Genomic DNA, 17259 nt, shown 5'->3' on the forward strand with positions numbered 1-17259 from the left:
CACTATGCCTATTTAGTCTTAGGATTGGATTGAAAACTTTTGAGCAATTCTTCCATCATTTTTTCCTGCTCCTCCGGTGAAAGATTTTTTAGATTTTGCAACTTAGAAATATCTATATCGGCAGGCAAGCCCGGTACCGAAGAACCTTTAGTGTAGCCATCTAAACTAAACAGCGATTCTGCTAACTTTTTCTTTTCTGCCTTTACTAAATCCATTTGCATATTCATACCTTTCTCTTTCACCAGCATGCGCACAGGAAAGCCCGCAGCGCCTTTTTCTTGCAATGCTTTGTATAGATTTTCCTTTCCTGTAAACTGTGTTTTCACCTTGTAAAAATCGTAGTACCCCGCTACTTCGGTGCTGGTCCATAAATCTTGCTCCAAGTTGCTTCCCTTTACTTTTATTTTTACATGTGTAGCATTGTAACCATTTACATTTTCTTTTCCCACTACCGCAACTGTGTAATCTGCTTGGTTATAGTCTTTCCAATCATCGTTTGCAGTTGTAGTAATTTCGCTATAAGTTTTTGCTGCAGTATTGAGCATGTAAATTTTAGTTGGCTCCTTTTCAAAATTTAAAACTGCCATTCCATCAGGCATAAACAACTTGGCATTAGGATTCAAAAATTCTACTTCGCTACGGCTAACGCCACCTTGTGCATATATTTTCATATTACCCGCAACGCCTTCTACCCCACTCATTTTAAACTCCAAAAAATACCCTTGCGAAAACAAGCCAAGTGTGCTTAGCACTAAGCACAACCATAAACTAAAGCGCATAACCATTCTATTTATTTCAAACGAAAATAAACCATTTGCATAATCGTCATCATTTTTTTTCGCCTGCATTTAAACCCTTTAAACTTAGCTTCATCGTACTACTATTCTTCAATAAAACAATAAGGAGAAACATGTTATGAAAAGCGTTTTTACACTAATGATTGCCACTTTATTTGCAACCATTTCGCAAGCTCAGCAATGGAGTTCTACATTTAACCTGCGCCTCCAAAACAATGCAAAATTTATTGCTTGGTTAGATGGGCGACAAGTAAGCCAACCAACCAATAGAATTGTGGTAGAAAATTTACGCCCCGGCAAACATCATTTAAAAATTGCGGTGGTGAGCCATCAATACGGAGTAAAATACACTAATCTAGTATTCAATAGCTTTATGAAAATTGCACCCAACCGTACAGTTTATGCTACCATCAACCACTTGGGCGATTTGATAATTGAAAAAAGTTTTGCCATGAACCAAACTCAACACCCTAACTGTACTGATGATAGTTATCACTCATGGCATCACCCACACGACAACACTTACAACTACCATCCAAGCAATTACCCAAGTTACAACACAGAACCCGCACCGCCAGTAAGTTGCAACTTGCCAGGCAACTACCAACCCGTAGCAGATGCCGTAACTTTTCAGCAATTGAAAGATGCAATTACCAACGCCTCTTTTGAAAGCACAAAACTGAGCGTTTTAAAACAAGCCTCCACTTACTACTTTTTTACTACTAATCAAGTTCGGGAACTTGTATCTCTGTTTAGCTTTGAAAGTACCAAACTAGATGTTGCCAAAATGCTCTACGATAAAACTACCGATAAGCAAAACTATTTTAATATCAGTCAGGCATTTAGTTATAGCAGCAGCACCGATGCACTTGCACAGTATGTAGCGCAACGATAAAAAAAGATTGAATGCCGTTTAACAAATGGAATGAAGGGAATACTTCATTCCATTTTTAGTTTTTACCCTCCACAGCTCCAATATCGGGCACAGTACGTGGCTTATCAAAAATATCGCTCACCACAGAGGTTGCTTTCCCCGCATCAATTAGCGGAGAATTCAAACTATCGGAAGGTGTAAAGTTATTTTCTGAAACATTTTTGAATTTAGGCTCTGCATTAAACTTACAATCTATAAAGCGACTTGCATACTTATTGGCAGTATCTTGCTTTAACTTCAACACACAATTCTCGAAACGTATTTTATCGTTATCGTCTGCAAACCTAAATTCATTATCCAGCGAACCATACACCACAGAATTTACAATATCGGCATTTAGAGCAGCACTATACAACGTTCCCTCCGAAGCAATTTTATCGGCAATAAGCAATGCCTCCTGTTTATGTTCTAGATATTTTCCGCCATTATTAAAAATGGTGCAATGCGTAAGTTTATACTCCCCGCCCAGTGCCAATGCGGCAACATTACTTCCCGCTGTATGAAAAATACAGTTCTCTGCATCTACCTTTGCATTGAGTGCAAACAGCGCTGTATTTTGCGCATTCTTCACAATACATTGCTTTAAACTAATCTCCGGTGCGGTGGCAATAGTATAATCTGCCAAATTTATAGGCAACACCTGCTGCTGAAACGATGCATTAAAAATAAACTCATCGGCTATTCCAAAGAAAGTTTCGTTTACTACCACGCGTTGCAAATTCAACTTGGCAATTTGTGCATCTTTATTTCTTCCATAAATAATTCCCCACCATTGTGCGGGCTTCTCTTTGTAATAACTTTCTAAGCGCAAACCCCTAAACACTATTGAATCGCTCCAAGAACTAGCCATAGCATTTAATGTACCATACACCCACAAACCGGCATTATTTCCCACAAAAATTTTCGTACCGCTTTCTATATTCAGCGTAGCGCCCGAATCTACTCCCACACCCGGAAATGAACTCTGCAAAATCACATGTGGTTTATCGTTTTTCCATGTTACATTTTCGCCAAACCTGTAAATTTCGCCTTTGTGATAATAAGCATCTTGCCCCCACACGGCCAATACAACTTTTTGTGTTACGCCATTGGTTACAAACTCCACTGCATCGTTTATCACAAACGGATTATTGGGATTCAACGGATTTTTAACCGTAGTTTCTACAAAAACATAAATACTGTCGTGCGCAAGAATTTCAACATCCGTAAAACTTTTCCCTGCAACCCCATCCACATTCAATCTAAAAGAAGCATCGCTTTGCAACTCCAAAAGCCTAATGCTTGAAATTTTAATTGCTCGTTTTTCTTTATTAAATATTTTAAATGCTTTAGTGGTGGAAGGAAGAGAGGTGAAAACCGTGTCGAACGAAAGTGTGTCAGTAGAAAATGAAAGTGTTCCTTTAGTAGAAAATATATCTTTTCTGCAACCGCTGGTAAATAGTGCCGATACCAATAAAAGTGTAAAAACAAAACCGATGGCAGCTTTCTTAGTGTATTTCATTAGCTGCGAATAACGCAAAAGTTTTATAGTTAGTATCTTTCTACTTGCAAATAATAGTGCAGAACAAACAGAAGGGAATATGTATTTTCTCATTAAAAAACTACATAAAGTCATTACTACTCTGGCAGGTGTCAATTACTACTTTCTTAATCCCCACCAAATAAAAACCAAGTTGAAAATACAGAGGAAGGCATACACTGCTACATGAAACCAAACAGCGGATGTATTGATGGGGAACTCTCCTTTCCACAATCCAAAATGAGATTCCCAGCGATAAAAGAATTCATTCAAATTTTGCAGATTCTTATAGCTAAATATTGCTGCATATAAAAAAGTAAAGCCATACAAAAAGAAATTGATACGCTTAGTTGCCAAACTATAAATATTGGCAAGTACTAACAATGGCAAAAAGAAAAATGCCAACGAAAACTCAAACATAGAGCGCCAATCGCGAAAATGATCTGCACTATCTTCGGGAATAAGCGGATTATTCAATTGAAAAACTGTGCCTTGGCTCAGCGCGTACGTAAGCAACATTCCACCAATAAAAAGATAGAGCCAAACACGCATCACCCGCTTTTCGCTCCACCGAAAAAACTCCATTGTGGTAGAGGCATTACGTGTAAAATACCCCATCCAAATGCCTATTGCAATAGAAGCAAAACAAATAATAAACAGCAGCACTATTTTACTTTCTTTAACTGTAAACTAAATATGTATTTGCCTAAACAAAACTTATTGTTCATAGCGGGCAATTTTGGTAGATGGCATTTCCAATTTCAGTTTCACCACCTTTTCTCTATCAATTTTATTGTAGCTTACATCCATAAATTCAAGCTGCTTCATTTGCTGCAAAGCAGGCAAGAGCAAATCGAAACTTAGCTTTGGGTTAAAAGAAATATCTAACTCTTTTAAACCTGCTAAACGATTAAGTTGGAGTGGCAGCGATGTAAGTTCATTTGCCTTTAGCAGTAGTTTTCGCAACTGATTTAACTGCAATACACTTTCCGGCAATGTACTCAACAAATTATTTCGCACATCAAGCACTTGCAATGCCTTAAACCCGCCAACACAGTCTGGCAATTGCTCAATAACATTATCTTTCAACGATAGCAATTGCAGCTTTTGAAGCAAGCAAATTTCGGCAGGCAATGTTTTTATTTTCTTATCGGCTGGATTAAAAAAGTTACCATTCAACAGCAATTGCTCCATGTTTGTAAGTTTACTAATACAAGCCGGCACCACACTGATATTGTTTTGTGAAAGATCCAACACTTTCAAGTTGCTCAATGTACAAACCGAAGCCGGAAACACATTCAATTGATTCAACGAAACATTCAGATTTTCTAATGCTGTAAGCCTAGCAATGTCGGGCAATTCGGCTAGTTTATTACCAAACAAGTTCAACACTTTCAGATTCTTTAAATCTGTAATAGTTGGCGGCAAAACTGTAATGCTGTTGTAGCGATGCCCGCTTGGCAAGCCACCTAAATCCAACACTTCTAAAGCAGCTAAACTACCTATGGTTAATGGAATTTCTTTTAGCTGATTACCATTTAGATTCAGCACTTTAATATGGCGCAACTCACCAACTTCTAATGGCACTGTTTGCAGCAAACACTCGTTTATGTGCAACTGCTTTAAGTTGGCATTGGATTTTAAAACAGCAAATAGTTTCACTAAATCTAATCGCAAATTCTGCGACAGCTTTAATGTTTCCAGCGAACTTAATTTTGAGAAAGCAGTCGGAAGCGCCACCACATCATTTATAGATAAATCCAAGGATTTTAAAGAAGTAAGATTGCCTATCTTTTCATGAATTTCGCCCACCTCAGAAGCTGAAAAATTAAGCGTTTCCACCTTAGAAGTTTTAAGCGCATCCCACAAATACTCATCTACCAAATAACCGCAATGCTCTACATCCAACGTACGCAAAGCAGTTAAATTTGAAAGTGTAAGCGGCAAGGTGGTAAACAAGTTATCTTTTAAAGTGAGTGTTTCTAAGGCTTTCAGCGTTTCAATTTCCGCAGGCAACACCTTTATGGCACAGCCATTAAGCGACAATGCTTTTAGTTTCGGCAACTGCGCTAATTGCTTCAATAGTTTTGGAATATCTAAAGCCGTGCACTTAGTACAAGTAAAAGACTCTACCTGAGAGGCATCTGTAAAATCCGGCAATTCCCTTTTAAGATACCCGTGAATGGTAATACTCACCGCTTTTTCTTCGCGTGCCAGCCGAATGGCATTCCTAGCACTTTCTGTTCCTGCCGAATCCTGTGCCGCCATACGTTTTAAATATGCTGCCTTTGCAAAGGAATCTAACTGCATTTCAGTAAACTGAGGTTGCTGAGAAAATGCCAATACACTTACCCAAAACAGCGCTAACAACAATGTTACTTTTTTCAACTTCATATAATTTAGAATTGCCAAACCTACATAAATTTAGCCTACGTTTTCATGAAATTCCTCAAATAGTATTATGAAAAAAAGTTCAATACACAAATGATTGTGGCTTCAAAATTTTAACCCTTAAAAACAATTATCCATTTTAGCACCGTGAGCAGTTTACTATTCTTTAAAAAACTCGATTGGATTCCGGCATGGGTAAAAAACCCATACCTTTTCTGCTTTACATTCTTTGTAGTTTGGATGTTTTTTTTTGACGAGCACAATTTTTCTGTTCAATGGAAAAGAAAAAACGACTTAAACGATTTAAACGAGAAAATCTCTTTTTACGAAAAGAACATAGCTAAAACCAAAACAGAGCTCAACGAACTACGAACCAACAACGAAACCAAAGAAAAATTTGCACGCGAACATTATTATATGAAACGCGACAACGAAGATGTATTTGTGTTTATTGATAACAAACCTGCGCCTGCGCAACCAAAACACTGGTGGGAAAAAATATTTTAAACAACAGCGAAATTCTTTCGCTTCATCCTAAGTTATTTCGCGAATACGCATTGTTAGACAGCGGCTCCGGAATGAAGTTAGAGCGATTTGGAAACATTACCAGCATTCGCCCCGAACCGCAAGCCGTTTGGGAGCCTTCGCAATCTATGCGCGAATGGGAAAAACAAGCCGATGTACAATTTGTGCCCACTTCTAGCAATGCCGGCAAATGGAAAAAATACAAACCCGTAGCCGATAACTGGCAACTGCAATACAACGGTAGCATTTCGTTCTCACTCAAACTTGCCCTTACCGGATTTAAACACGTTGGTGTATTTCCGGAGCAAGCAGTAAATTGGGAATATATTGCACAAGCAGTACAAGCCATAAAGGCCAAAAACACACCACCAAAATTCCTGAATTTATTTGCCTATACCGGAGGCGCTTCACTGGCTGCAAAAGCCGCTGGCGCAGATGTAACACACGTAGATTCTATAAAACAGGTGGTTACATGGGCAAACGAAAACATGCAACTCAGCAACCTAAACAATATTCGCTGGGTGGTAGAAGATGCACTCAAATTTGCCAAACGCGAAGAAAAAAGAGGCAATAAATATCACGGTATAATTTTAGACCCTCCGGCATTTGGACACGGCCCATCGGGCGAAAAATGGAAACTCGAAGACAATATTCTTGAGATGATGAACACCGTGCAGCAACTGCTACACGAAGAACATCACTTCTTAATTTTAAACGCCTATTCGCTTGGCTTCTCTTCTCTTATTCTCGAAAATTTAATTCAACCAAATTTCAAGAAACACCAATTTGAAATAGGAGAACTGTTTATTCCCGACAGCTTTGGTAAAAAACTGCCATTGGGCGCATTTGCACGCTTCTGTAAAGTATAAAATACCACAAGTATTTTCATTTACTTTCTTTGCGCAAAAATTATAGATGTTAAAGATAGTTCCGGGTCAAGTTCCGCAACCCAAATTACATGAATACTTATTAAGCTGTGTTGCACCTCGCCCTATTTCGTTTGTTTCTACCATAGATGCAGCCGGCAACGTAAATCTGGCACCTTTTTCATTCTTCAATATTTTTGGTTCCAACCCCCCGGTTTTGGTTTTTTCACCCGCCATTAGCGGCCGAACCGGAAAAAGCAAAAACACCTTAGATAATCTAAAAGAAGTAGGCGAATGTGTAGTAAACATCGTAAGCTACGACATGATTCACCAATGCAATTTAGCAGCAGCAGAATACGAAAAAGGAATAGATGAGTTTGAAAAAGCAGGGTTTCACAAAGTACCCAGCGAATTTGTAAAACCACCGCGCGTAGCAGAAAGTAAAGCACACATAGAGTGCAAAGTATTGCAAATTATAGAAACCGGAACTGGAGGCGGAGCCGGCAACTTAGTGCTGTGCGAAATTTTAGCCTTGCACATACACGAAAGCGTAATGGACGAAAGCGGCTCTGTTTCGCCCTATAAATTCGACCAAATTGCACGCATGGGCAAAAACTATTGGGCACGCACCATTCCAGAATCTATTATAGAAATGCCCCGCACACCCGATGCCACCAAAGTAATTGGCGTTAACGCACTTCCACACTTTATACGCACCTCAAAATACCTGAGCGGAAACGATATTGCCCTACTTGCCAACAACGAAACACTGCCCACCCACGCACAAGCAGCACCATACCAACACCTGCAAAACCAAACTAAAGAAACCATTGCCAACCAATGCAAAGAGCAGCTAAAAAACGGCAACCTCACAGAGGCACTCTGCATCGCCATGTTGCTTGCAGAATAAGCACCTGTATATTTTTTATCGAATATATTGCATATATAAATGAAAGCAGTATCTTCGCACTCCATTTTTTAACAAAAAAAGCAGAGAAACATGCTGAATCAGTACGAAACAACATTCATTCTCACGCCTGTATTGTCTGATGACGATGCCAAAAAAGCAATCAAATCTTATGTTGATTTGCTGAAGTCCGTTGGCGCTGAGATAGTGGCTGAAGACCACTGGGGCTTACGCAATTTGCGTTACCCAATTAAGAAAAAAACCACCGGAATTTATCACTGGGTGGAATTTAAAGCACCGGCAAATGCCATCAACACCTTAGAAATCGCCTTTAGACGCGATGAAAACGTGTTGCGCTATTTAACCGTTCGCTTAGATAAGTATGCCGTTAAATACAACCAAGACAAACGTGCCGGACTTATCGGAAAAAAGAATGAGAAAGCATTAGAAAACGAAAAACAGGAGGCATAATTTATGGCAACAGGAAATGAGCAAATCAAATTCTTAACCGCCAACAAAATTGGTGCGTTCAAAAAGAAATACTGCCGCTTTAAAAAGAGCGGAATCAAATACATAGATTACAAAGATCCTGAGTATCTATTGAAGTTCGTAAACGAACAAGGTAAAATTGTTCCTCGCAGAATTTCCGGAAACTCATTAAAGTATCAACGTAAAGTGGCTACTGCTATTAAACGTGCTCGCCACTTAGCTTTAATGCCTTACGTTGCAGACTTGTTGAAATAATTATTCACCAAACTTAAAACATTAAACAAATGGATATCATATTGCTTAAAGACGTTGAGAAACTCGGTTTTGCCGATGATGTGGTGAATGTAAAAAACGGTTTTGCATTAAACTACCTTATTCCACAAGGTTATGCCGTTGTAAAAAACGATACCAACCTTCGTGAACTAGGTACCCGTCTTAGAATAAAAGAAAAGAAAGAGGCTAAACTTTTAGAACAAATCCAAGAAATAACTGCACGTTTAAAACAAACTGCATTTAAAATTGGAGCAAAAGTTGGTTCTACCGATAAAATTTTTGGTTCTGTAACCTCTTACCACGTTGCCGAAGCTATTCGCAACCTTGCTCAAGTAGAAGTAGATAGAAGAAAGATTACTATCGTAGAAGGCGAAGTAAAAACACTCGGAAACTACACAGCCGAAGTTACTTTAGGTAAAGAATATAAAGTAACAGTTGCTTTTGAAGTAGTAGCAGAATAATATCTATAAAACTAGTTTACTTAAAGGCTGCCCCAAAGGCAGCCTTTTCTTTTTCACCAATGGCAATTTCACTATCTGCAAGTTATTTACAATTTCTGCCCTCAACTTGATAATATTACGCCATACAGCAGCCATATATACCAACCAAAGTACACTTTTTAAAAGTTGCACCTCTTTGAGCCCTATAAAAGGCTTTCTTTAAAAAGTTGTCGTTATTTACACGAAGCAGCACCCACATGGCACATAGTTTTGCGCCATGATGCAGACATCAACAAAAACAACCTTTACGGCCGAAGAAATTTTTTCGTTTTGGAGGTTACATACCGAAAATGGAAGGCAAACATGGCATTTCCAACTTCCTACTGAATATGCCAACATCAACTGGACTTCGCCCGAAGGCAAACAAATACTGCACGAAATAGATGCTGCATTTTGTTTCAATAAACACCCTAATCCCAATGTGCAAGATGCTGTATTTAGAAATTCATTTACAAAAAACAGTAACACCACTAGCAAGGCAAATACACCAACAGAAGCACTGCAAAACGGCTGGGCCTATTTTACGCAACTATTAAGCAACGAAGGGCACTTTGCCGGAGACTACGGAGGGCCGCTTTTCTTATTGCCCGGATATGTAATTGTTCACTATATCACCCAAACTAAAATAGAAGAACCTTACCAAACACTTATTGCTCGCTATATGCTCAACCACCAAAACCAAGATGGGAGCTGGGGGCTGCATATCGAAGATTCCGGAACTATGTTTGGCACCTGCCTGCACTATGTAAGTTTGCGGCTGCTTGGCTTTAAAAAAACAAACACCCAACTACAAAAAGCACAACAATGGATACTCCAGCACGGAGGCGCATTAACCCTGCCACCTTGGGGGAAATTTTACCTGTCTTGCCTAGGCATTTTTGAATGGGAAGGCAACCACTCTCTACTACCGGAACTCTGGCTACTTCCAAAAACATTGCCCATACACCCTTCGCGCTACTGGAGCCATGCACGCATGGTATATTTACCCATGAGCTATTGCTTTGGAAATAAACTCAAAGCAGCCCCTACCCCACTTTTACATGAACTGAAAACAGAAATTTATACCCAACCATACCAAGAAATAAATTGGAAAAATGCTAGAAACCAATGCTGTCCCAAAGATGTGTATCACCCGCCACACAAGGCTTTATCTACACTTAATTTCTTTACAAGTATATATGAAAAGATTGCAGTAAAAGCATGGCGAAACAAAGCCTTAAACTATGCCATCAACTATATTGATGCAGAAGATCAACAAACTAACTATATCAACATAGGACCTGTAAATAAGATGCTAAACATGCTCTGCATTTGGCATTGCTACGGAAAAAATTCAGTACAATTTCTAAGCCACATAAAACGCCTGCAAGATTACCTCTGGCTATCAGAAGACGGAGTAAAAATGCAGGGATACAACGGCTCGCAGTTTTGGGATACCATGTTTGCATACTGTGCATTAAAGGCATGGAAAAACGGCACCCACTTACGCGAAGCAGAAAGCAAAATGCTAGATTTTATTAGTGCACAACAAATACAGGCAGAGCCGCACTTACATCAAGATTTTTTTAGACACCCATCTGTGGGCGGCTTTCCATTTTCTACCAAATCGCATGGCTGGCCAATAACCGATTGCTCTGCCGAAGGATTAAAAATATTGGTACAAAATAGGCAACAGATTGCCAATGCACAGCAGCGTTGCGAACAAGCAGCCACCTTGTTGCTTTCGTTTCAAAACAAAGATGGCGGTTGGGCGAGCTACGAGAAACAACGCGCTCCAAGTTGGATAGAAACACTCAACCCCTCGCAAATTTTTGGAAACATAATGGTGGACTATAGCTACACAGAATGCAGCAGTTCTGCGGTGCAAGCGCTCATCACATTTCAACAAGCATTTCCAAACTTTCAATCTGAAAATATTAAAACTGCCATTACAAACGGATTGAACTTTATATGCAAACAGCAGCTGCAAGATGGCAGTTGGTATGGCTCATGGGCAGTTTGCTATACTTATGGAACATGGTTTGGCGTAGAAGCACTTTACCTCGCAAAGGAGAAAGGCTATTTACAATCAAACACAATAAATACAGCCTTGCAAAAGGCAGCACAGTTTTTAGCAAGCAAGCAAAACACCGATGGCGGTTGGGGCGAATCGTTTGAAAGTTGCATACAGAAGAAATATACCCCTTCGCTACAATCGCAAGTAGTAAACACCGCTTGGGCAGTACTTGCACTTTTAAAAATTGGTGGATTTGAAAACGAAATACGTAAAGGCATTGCATTCATAACCGATAAACAACTTACCAATGGTAATTGGGAGCAAGAAAACATAAATGGAGTATTCAACCATAACTGCGCCATTAGTTATACCAATTTCCGAAATATATTTCCGCTTTGGGCATTAGGCGAATACGAAGCCACTCAACCATTTTGCTAAGAAATGTGCCAAACTTTAGTGCCGCAACACAAACATTTTCTATTCCTTAGCGCCACAATATTTTTTGCAACATGTCTATCATTAAACCGTTTAAATCGCTACGACCACAGCCTGCATACACCACTCAAGTAGCATCGCTGCCCTACGATGTTATGAATACAGAAGAAGCCGCCCAAATGGCTGCAGGCAATCCATATTCCTTTCTTCATGTTAGCAGAGCAGAAATAGATTTGCCTATCGGCACTTCTTTATACGATAGCAGTGTTTACGAAAAAGCAAAGAGCAATTTCAATAAACTCATTAGTGAAAAAATTTTACAGCAAGATGAAAACGAAAGCCTCTACATCTATGCACTTACCATGAATGGTCGCACACAAACAGGCTTGGTAGCATGTTGCTCCATCGAAGAATACGAACAAAATATTATTAAGAAGCATGAATTTACCCGTCCTGAAAAAGAAGAAGATCGCATACAACACATGCAGCATCTCGAAGCACAAACAGGACCCATTTTCCTTACCTATAGAAATAACGATGCCGTAGATAAAATAATTGCCAACTACACTGCTCAGTCGCCCATTTTCAGCTTTACGGCAAGCGATGGCGTAAAACACGAAGGCTGGCAAATAACAGATGTTCCAGCCATTCGAACATTGGTGCAACTATTTGCCAGCAACATACGCTACCTCTACATTGCCGATGGACACCACCGCGCTGCCAGTGCTGCCAAAACCGGACTACGCAAAAAAACTGCCAATGCTACACATTCCGGTTACGAAGATTACAACTACTTTTTATCGGTACTTTTTCCCGCTTCGCAATTGGCAATTATGGATTACAACCGTATAGTGAAAGATTTAAACGGACATTCCAACGAGCAATTTTTGCACAAAGTAAAAGAGCACTTCGATATAACACCGGCAAATGCCTCTTTTGCGCCCAAAACACTTCATGAATTTGGCATGTACATAAACCGCCAATGGTATTGTTTAAAAGCAAAAGATGCCATTATTAAAGACGATCCCATTGGAGTGCTGGATGTAACTATTCTTCAAAACTATTTATTGCAACCACTCTTAGGAATAGAAGATCCAAGAACCGATAAACGCATAGATTTTGTGGGCGGCATTAGAGGTTTAAAAGAATTAGAAAAACGAGTAACCAGTGGTGAAATGGCGGTAGCATTTGCACTCTATCCCGTATCGTTGGAGCAATTGATGGCAATAGCCGACAACCACAACGTGATGCCTCCAAAAAGTACTTGGTTTGAACCCAAACTGCGCGATGGCTTGTTTATTCACCTCATTTAATATTGCAACTGAAATAAGTGAAAGCACCGCAGCCATTTCATTTTAAGCACTTCTCCTTACAACAATCTGCGGAAGTAATGAAAGTAAGCACCGATAGTATTTTACTCGGATCTTGGCTGCATTCAAATACGGCTGAAAACATATTAGATATTGGAACCGGAAGCGGCATTTTATCTTTGCTTGCAGCGCAAAAAAGCAATGCTGCCATTTTTGCCATAGACATTAACCCGGCTGCCATTACTGTGGCTCAACTTAATTTTAGAAACAGTGTGTGGGCTACACAATTGCAAGCACAGAATACTGCATTACAAGATTTGCATCCGGCTGCATTGTTTGATGTAATTATCAGCAATCCACCCTACTTTGAAAACGATGTGCCATCGCCCTCGAAAAACAGAAATATTGCAAGGCATCATACCACACTTTCTTTTGAAGAATTACTGCTGCATACAGCACGGTTATTGCATTTAAACGGTAGTGCATTCTTTGCTATTCCTGCCAAAAGCACATTAGCTTTTCAAACCATTGCGGCACAGCACCATTTATTTACCGTAAAGCAACTAAGCGTAATTTCAACTCCCGATAAATTGCCTTACTTAACGCTACTACAACTAAGCAAAACACGCACCACACCTAAAGAAGAAACACTTATTGTTTATACTGAAGAAGGAAAATACACTTCGGCATTCATTGAGCTTACCAAAGAAGCCTATGCCGTAAACTACGGCTAAAACCGCAAACGCATTTGTACTTTTATTTCACTCTTTTTAGCTCCGTCTATTTGGTCTAAACCGCTGCCAATTACCTTTACATCGCTGCGGAATGTTTGTGCCCAACGCACCCAAAATTCAAGCCATCGCGTAGCTTTATACTGCAATGTAAGATAATACCGAATGCCGTTTCCGTATAGTGCAGGAATAGAGAATGAATACAACACATCATTTTCGTAAGTATAAATTCTGGAATTGTAACTCGGTGTTCTAAAAATAGCAAAACGTGCATTTGCCGAAAGTGGGAAACCCATTCGTTTAAAAGCAATATCTTGGTAAAACATATATCCAACTTCGGGTTTTCTGCTTTCTAAATTATAGAAACTCACTTCTACCCTATTGGAAATAGTAATATCATCGGTTACGCGAAATCTATGTTGGTAGCGCAGTCCCTGCCGTGTTTCTTTCACCACATAATCGAGCGGCAAATCATTTAAAGGCGAATTGCGCTTCTTGGTTTCAAAACGGTAGCGTATATAAATCTCCGATTTCTTGTTGGGTTTTACAGTAGCTTGCAAATAATTTTCGTTTCCCCACGAAGGTGCATCTACCAAATACTTTAGCCAAGGATGCATATACAAATCAAAAAAAGCATCTAGCTGCAAATACTTAACTGGTCTGGCGCTCAATCCCATATACAAGCCATGTTCGTTTTGCGGATGGCTGCGCTCGGCAAAAGCACTTCCATAAGCCGATTGAAAGTTCTTAGAGAAATAGCGATGCACCACACTCATATCTACCTTTTTATCTAAACTAATAATGGCTCCATTCAGCAAACCAAAACCACCATTATTGCTCACAGCATTTTCACCAAAAAAGTGGATATTCCTAAACACTGCATGGTAATCTACACTTACATTCAGCAGTTGCTGTGCAGCAAAATCAAACATGGCGTAAGGTGCTTGCAGTTTAGAGTATGGTTTAAAATAGCGCATATAAACTGCATTGGCTCCAATGTGCCAACTCTTCTTATTGTAAGAAACATTACCGCCTGTGGTAAGTTGCGAAACCGTTTCGCGCCCGGCAATTTCACTTTGTGTTCTATGGTATCCGGTTTCCATTAAAGAAGAAAAATACTCCTCTTCATTTATACTTGTATCGCTTAGTGCCTGCGAAACCACATTAGCATCTACCAGTTTATACGATGCAAAAGCCGTTACTTCCCAATTTTTAAAACCAAGCGTAAAAGCACCTCCGCGCATATAGCGCCATTCGTTTACCGAAGTGTACGGTCGCAGTTTAGGACTTTCGCGCTTCACCATCATTACGGCAGGGCTTTTCCTAAACCCAAAACCTGTCCACATAATCAATCCTTGCCCCAAGCGCACTTCGTAATCGCCCAAGGCAAGTGCTTTTAATTGCTTCCTATTTCTAATAAAAAAATGTGCTGAATAGAAATCGAATCCTCGCTTATTGCTTCCTTTAAAAAATTCCTCTCCTGCATCTTTATCGGCAGTAAAACCATAGCTCATTTGCGTGCCGTAGGTATATCTAAAACGTGCCAACAAACGAAATGGAAGCCCCTGATAATACTGTTTTGAAGGATTGTCGGGAACGGCATAACCTCTGCTTTTTTCTATTTGCTGCTGGTAGCGACTCAGGAACTGAATGTTTCCTTTAGAGAATAAATCTTTTAACGGAACATGCATATCCTGCAAATTTTCATCCACTTTAATGTATGGCAAAACAGCCTTAATGGTGGCAACATCCCAAAGAGGAACGGCTTGTAGTTCATACACCGAAATAAGTTTTCCGTGCCGCTGAATGTAGCGCTGCAACTCTGTAATTTGCTGAGGAGAAAGCAGAATAATTTCCGATAACTCCCCAACAGAAGCCCTATTTAAGTTAAGTGGGCGCTTCTTCAAATTTTCTAAATCATCTATAGAAGCATCGAACGTAAACTCCTCTGAATCTTCGGAGCGGGCAAAATTCTCTATAATTTCTTGTTCTTCGGTATCATCGACTTGCTGCGCGCACACTGCCACAGGTATTAGCAGCAGCAGTATTTGCAGGTGCCGGGCAACCATAGATAAATAATGAAGTAAGACTTGCGTCATTCAAAGTGTTCTGCAAGTGATATTACAAGTAAATTGGCAAAACAGAAAATTACTTTTCTATTACCAATCCATCGGCAGAAGCTCCTAATTGTAGTAGTGTTGCAGAAATATCGTGCACAAAATTTTGAGAACCGCACACATAAAAACGTTGTCCAAAATCTTTAATATACTCTATCAACGAACTTTTATTTAAGCGCTTTTCTACAAAACCAATTACGCCTTCTTTGGTATAGTGGTTTATGTAATTTTCTTTTAGCATATCGTGCAGCTCTGCTCCTGCAATTACATCGGCAGAAGTATAACTGGAGTATATCAGTTTATTGTTTAAAAGTCTGTTTTGTTTTTTCAATTCGCGAAAAATTGAAATAAAAGGTGTAATACCGGAACCGCCTGCAATAAACACGCCCGGCCCTTTATATTCAATTGCGCCAAATGGTTCACCAAGAATAAACGAAGCACCAGCATTGGTTTTTGCCAATTGTGCAGTTACACCTTTTCTTTCCGGATAAATTTTTACGAGTAATTCTAAATGCTCCCAAGAATTTAAACTGGTAAAAGTGAAAGGTCTAAATTCATTGCTCCAGCCATCTTCGTTTAGTGCAATTTCTGCTGCCTGACCGGGCACAAATTGGTATCCTTTTGGTTTCTCTATAATAAACCGCTTTACATTGCTATTTACAAAGTGTGCTTCTTTAACTTGAACAATTGAAGTATTCATTTATGGATTGGTTTAATTAAAAATTACAACAAAGAAGAAAGCTCGCTTAAGCAATGCACTTCGAAGGTGGGTTTTGCCTTATGCCATTTGCGCTTTGGGTTAAACAAAACAGCATCAATACCTGCATTCATGGCGCCATCTATATCGGTTTGTATGTTATCGCCCACCATAAGGCATTCGTGTTTTTGCGAAGCAGTAATTTTAACCGTGTGCTCAAAAATAGCTACACTGGGCTTTTGGAATCCCACTTCTTCTGATACTACTGTATGTGTAAAATATGGTTGCAAACCGGAATGCAGTATTTTTTGCTGCTGCACTTCTTTAAAACCATTGGTAATAATATGCAATTGATAACGGCTCGAAAGATATGTGAGCATTTCGTGTGCATGAGGAAACAATGCTTGCCTGTGCGGGCTTTGTGTAACATACATATCTGCAATGTGCGCCACCAACGATTCATCTTCTATATTAAAGCGCGAAAGTGTTTCGCGAAAGCGCCCTAATCGCAATTCCTCTTTAGTTACTTTATGATTATGATACAAATACCAATATTGATCGTTGATGGGTTGATAGGTTTGATAAAACTGATCGAAATTAAAAATGCCTTTTTGCCTTAATGCACATGTTTCGAATATCTCCAGCAATGTACTTTTAGAATTGGTTTCAAAATCCCAAAGTGTATGATCTAAATCGAAAAAAATATGTTTATACGGCTTCATCACACATAGCACAAAGCGAACAAATTATTCGCTTTCATTAACTTTTTATT

Annotated in this window: 17 protein-coding genes; 10 read left to right on the top strand and 7 right to left on the bottom strand. The window is 39.4% G+C overall.

What is annotated here, in order from left to right; translation table 11 throughout:
• Window positions 1-8 precede the first annotated feature (8 nt).
• Window positions 9-848: a DUF4412 domain-containing protein gene (locus KF872_12220; protein ID MBX2904304.1), complete on the bottom strand. Its 840-nt coding sequence runs from the start codon at window positions 846-848 to the stop codon at window positions 9-11.
• A 67-nt stretch (window positions 849-915) separates the two neighbouring features.
• On the opposite strand from KF872_12220, the gene KF872_12225 reads away from it, so the two are divergent.
• Complete coding sequence (locus KF872_12225) at window positions 916-1692, top strand: DUF4476 domain-containing protein (protein MBX2904305.1); 777 nt, start codon at window positions 916-918, stop codon at window positions 1690-1692.
• 55 nt (window positions 1693-1747) lie between these two features.
• Here KF872_12225 and KF872_12230 read toward each other — a convergent pair whose 3' ends face one another.
• The 3 genes from KF872_12230 to KF872_12240 form a co-directional block, all read right to left on the bottom strand.
• Window positions 1748-3232, bottom strand: a complete 1485-nt coding sequence (locus KF872_12230) for a hypothetical protein (protein ID MBX2904306.1) — start codon at window positions 3230-3232, stop codon at window positions 1748-1750.
• Between the two features lie 138 nt (window positions 3233-3370).
• Entirely contained in the window at window positions 3371-3916 is a 546-nt protein-coding gene (locus tag KF872_12235; GenBank protein MBX2904307.1) for a hypothetical protein, read from the bottom strand.
• A 51-nt stretch (window positions 3917-3967) separates the two neighbouring features.
• Entirely contained in the window at window positions 3968-5644 is a 1677-nt protein-coding gene (locus KF872_12240; protein ID MBX2904308.1) for a hypothetical protein, read from the bottom strand.
• Window positions 5645-5788: 144 nt separating this feature from the next.
• Here KF872_12240 and KF872_12245 point away from each other — a divergent pair, with 144 nt between their 5' ends.
• The 9 genes from KF872_12245 (at window position 5789) to KF872_12285 (ending at window position 13676) form a co-directional block, all read left to right on the top strand.
• Window positions 5789-6148, top strand: a complete 360-nt coding sequence (locus tag KF872_12245) for a septum formation initiator family protein (protein ID MBX2904309.1) — start codon at window positions 5789-5791, stop codon at window positions 6146-6148.
• Entirely contained in the window at window positions 6130-7035 is a 906-nt protein-coding gene (locus KF872_12250) for a class I SAM-dependent methyltransferase (GenBank protein ID MBX2904310.1), read from the top strand. Before KF872_12245 ends, KF872_12250 begins: the two co-directional genes overlap by 19 nt.
• Window positions 7036-7081: 46 nt before the next feature.
• The gene (locus tag KF872_12255; protein ID MBX2904311.1) at window positions 7082-7942 is read left to right on the top strand and encodes a flavin reductase family protein; all 861 of its coding nucleotides are present in this window, start codon (window positions 7082-7084) and stop codon (window positions 7940-7942) included.
• A gap of 93 nt (window positions 7943-8035) precedes the next feature.
• Complete coding sequence (locus KF872_12260; GenBank protein MBX2904312.1) at window positions 8036-8410, top strand: 30S ribosomal protein S6; 375 nt, start codon at window positions 8036-8038, stop codon at window positions 8408-8410.
• Between the two features lie 3 nt (window positions 8411-8413).
• Window positions 8414-8683: a 30S ribosomal protein S18 gene (gene rpsR / locus KF872_12265; GenBank protein ID MBX2904313.1), complete on the top strand. Its 270-nt coding sequence runs from the start codon at window positions 8414-8416 to the stop codon at window positions 8681-8683.
• A gap of 29 nt (window positions 8684-8712) precedes the next feature.
• The gene (gene rplI / locus KF872_12270; protein ID MBX2904314.1) at window positions 8713-9162 is read left to right on the top strand and encodes a 50S ribosomal protein L9; all 450 of its coding nucleotides are present in this window, start codon (window positions 8713-8715) and stop codon (window positions 9160-9162) included.
• Between the two features lie 256 nt (window positions 9163-9418).
• Window positions 9419-11635, top strand: coding sequence for a terpene cyclase/mutase family protein (locus KF872_12275; protein MBX2904315.1), 2217 nt, complete (start codon window positions 9419-9421; stop codon window positions 11633-11635).
• A gap of 71 nt (window positions 11636-11706) precedes the next feature.
• Window positions 11707-12945: a DUF1015 domain-containing protein gene (locus KF872_12280; protein ID MBX2904316.1), complete on the top strand. Its 1239-nt coding sequence runs from the start codon at window positions 11707-11709 to the stop codon at window positions 12943-12945.
• Between the two features lie 17 nt (window positions 12946-12962).
• The gene (locus tag KF872_12285; GenBank protein MBX2904317.1) at window positions 12963-13676 is read left to right on the top strand and encodes a methyltransferase; all 714 of its coding nucleotides are present in this window, start codon (window positions 12963-12965) and stop codon (window positions 13674-13676) included.
• On the opposite strand, the gene KF872_12290 is transcribed toward KF872_12285, so the two are convergent.
• Genes KF872_12290 through KF872_12300 form a run of 3 tightly spaced genes read right to left on the bottom strand, consistent with a single transcriptional unit; the run spans window position 13673 to window position 17209 of the window.
• The gene (locus tag KF872_12290) at window positions 13673-15772 is read right to left on the bottom strand and encodes a hypothetical protein (protein MBX2904318.1); all 2100 of its coding nucleotides are present in this window, start codon (window positions 15770-15772) and stop codon (window positions 13673-13675) included. The genes KF872_12285 and KF872_12290 overlap by 4 nt on opposite strands.
• A 49-nt stretch (window positions 15773-15821) precedes the next feature.
• The gene (locus tag KF872_12295) at window positions 15822-16490 is read right to left on the bottom strand and encodes a flavodoxin reductase (GenBank protein ID MBX2904319.1); all 669 of its coding nucleotides are present in this window, start codon (window positions 16488-16490) and stop codon (window positions 15822-15824) included.
• Between the two features lie 23 nt (window positions 16491-16513).
• Window positions 16514-17209, bottom strand: coding sequence for a YjjG family noncanonical pyrimidine nucleotidase (locus tag KF872_12300; GenBank protein ID MBX2904320.1), 696 nt, complete (start codon window positions 17207-17209; stop codon window positions 16514-16516).
• Window positions 17210-17259 lie beyond the last annotated feature (50 nt).

Source organism: Chitinophagales bacterium (genome assembly GCA_019638515.1).
In the GTDB taxonomy this organism is placed as follows: Bacteria; Bacteroidota; Bacteroidia; order Chitinophagales; family LD1; genus UBA7692.

Excerpts from the sequence above, each read along its gene's own strand:
- KF872_12220 (MBX2904304.1), bottom strand. The coding sequence starts at position 848 with ATGCAGGCGAAAAAAAATGATGACGATTATGCAAATGGTTTATTTTCG.
- KF872_12300 (MBX2904320.1), bottom strand. The coding sequence starts at position 17,209 with ATGAAGCCGTATAAACATATTTTTTTCGATTTAGATCATACACTTTGG.
- KF872_12230 (MBX2904306.1), bottom strand. The coding sequence starts at position 3,232 with ATGAAATACACTAAGAAAGCTGCCATCGGTTTTGTTTTTACACTTTTA.
- KF872_12275 (MBX2904315.1), top strand. The coding sequence starts at position 9,419 with ATGATGCAGACATCAACAAAAACAACCTTTACGGCCGAAGAAATTTTT.
- rplI (MBX2904314.1), top strand. The coding sequence starts at position 8,713 with ATGGATATCATATTGCTTAAAGACGTTGAGAAACTCGGTTTTGCCGAT.
- KF872_12225 (MBX2904305.1), top strand. The coding sequence starts at position 916 with ATGAAAAGCGTTTTTACACTAATGATTGCCACTTTATTTGCAACCATT.
- KF872_12255 (MBX2904311.1), top strand. The coding sequence starts at position 7,082 with ATGTTAAAGATAGTTCCGGGTCAAGTTCCGCAACCCAAATTACATGAA.
- KF872_12295 (MBX2904319.1), bottom strand. The coding sequence starts at position 16,490 with ATGAATACTTCAATTGTTCAAGTTAAAGAAGCACACTTTGTAAATAGC.
- rpsR (MBX2904313.1), top strand. The coding sequence starts at position 8,414 with ATGGCAACAGGAAATGAGCAAATCAAATTCTTAACCGCCAACAAAATT.
- KF872_12240 (MBX2904308.1), bottom strand. The coding sequence starts at position 5,644 with ATGAAGTTGAAAAAAGTAACATTGTTGTTAGCGCTGTTTTGGGTAAGT.
- KF872_12290 (MBX2904318.1), bottom strand. The coding sequence starts at position 15,772 with ATGACGCAAGTCTTACTTCATTATTTATCTATGGTTGCCCGGCACCTG.
- KF872_12280 (MBX2904316.1), top strand. The coding sequence starts at position 11,707 with ATGTCTATCATTAAACCGTTTAAATCGCTACGACCACAGCCTGCATAC.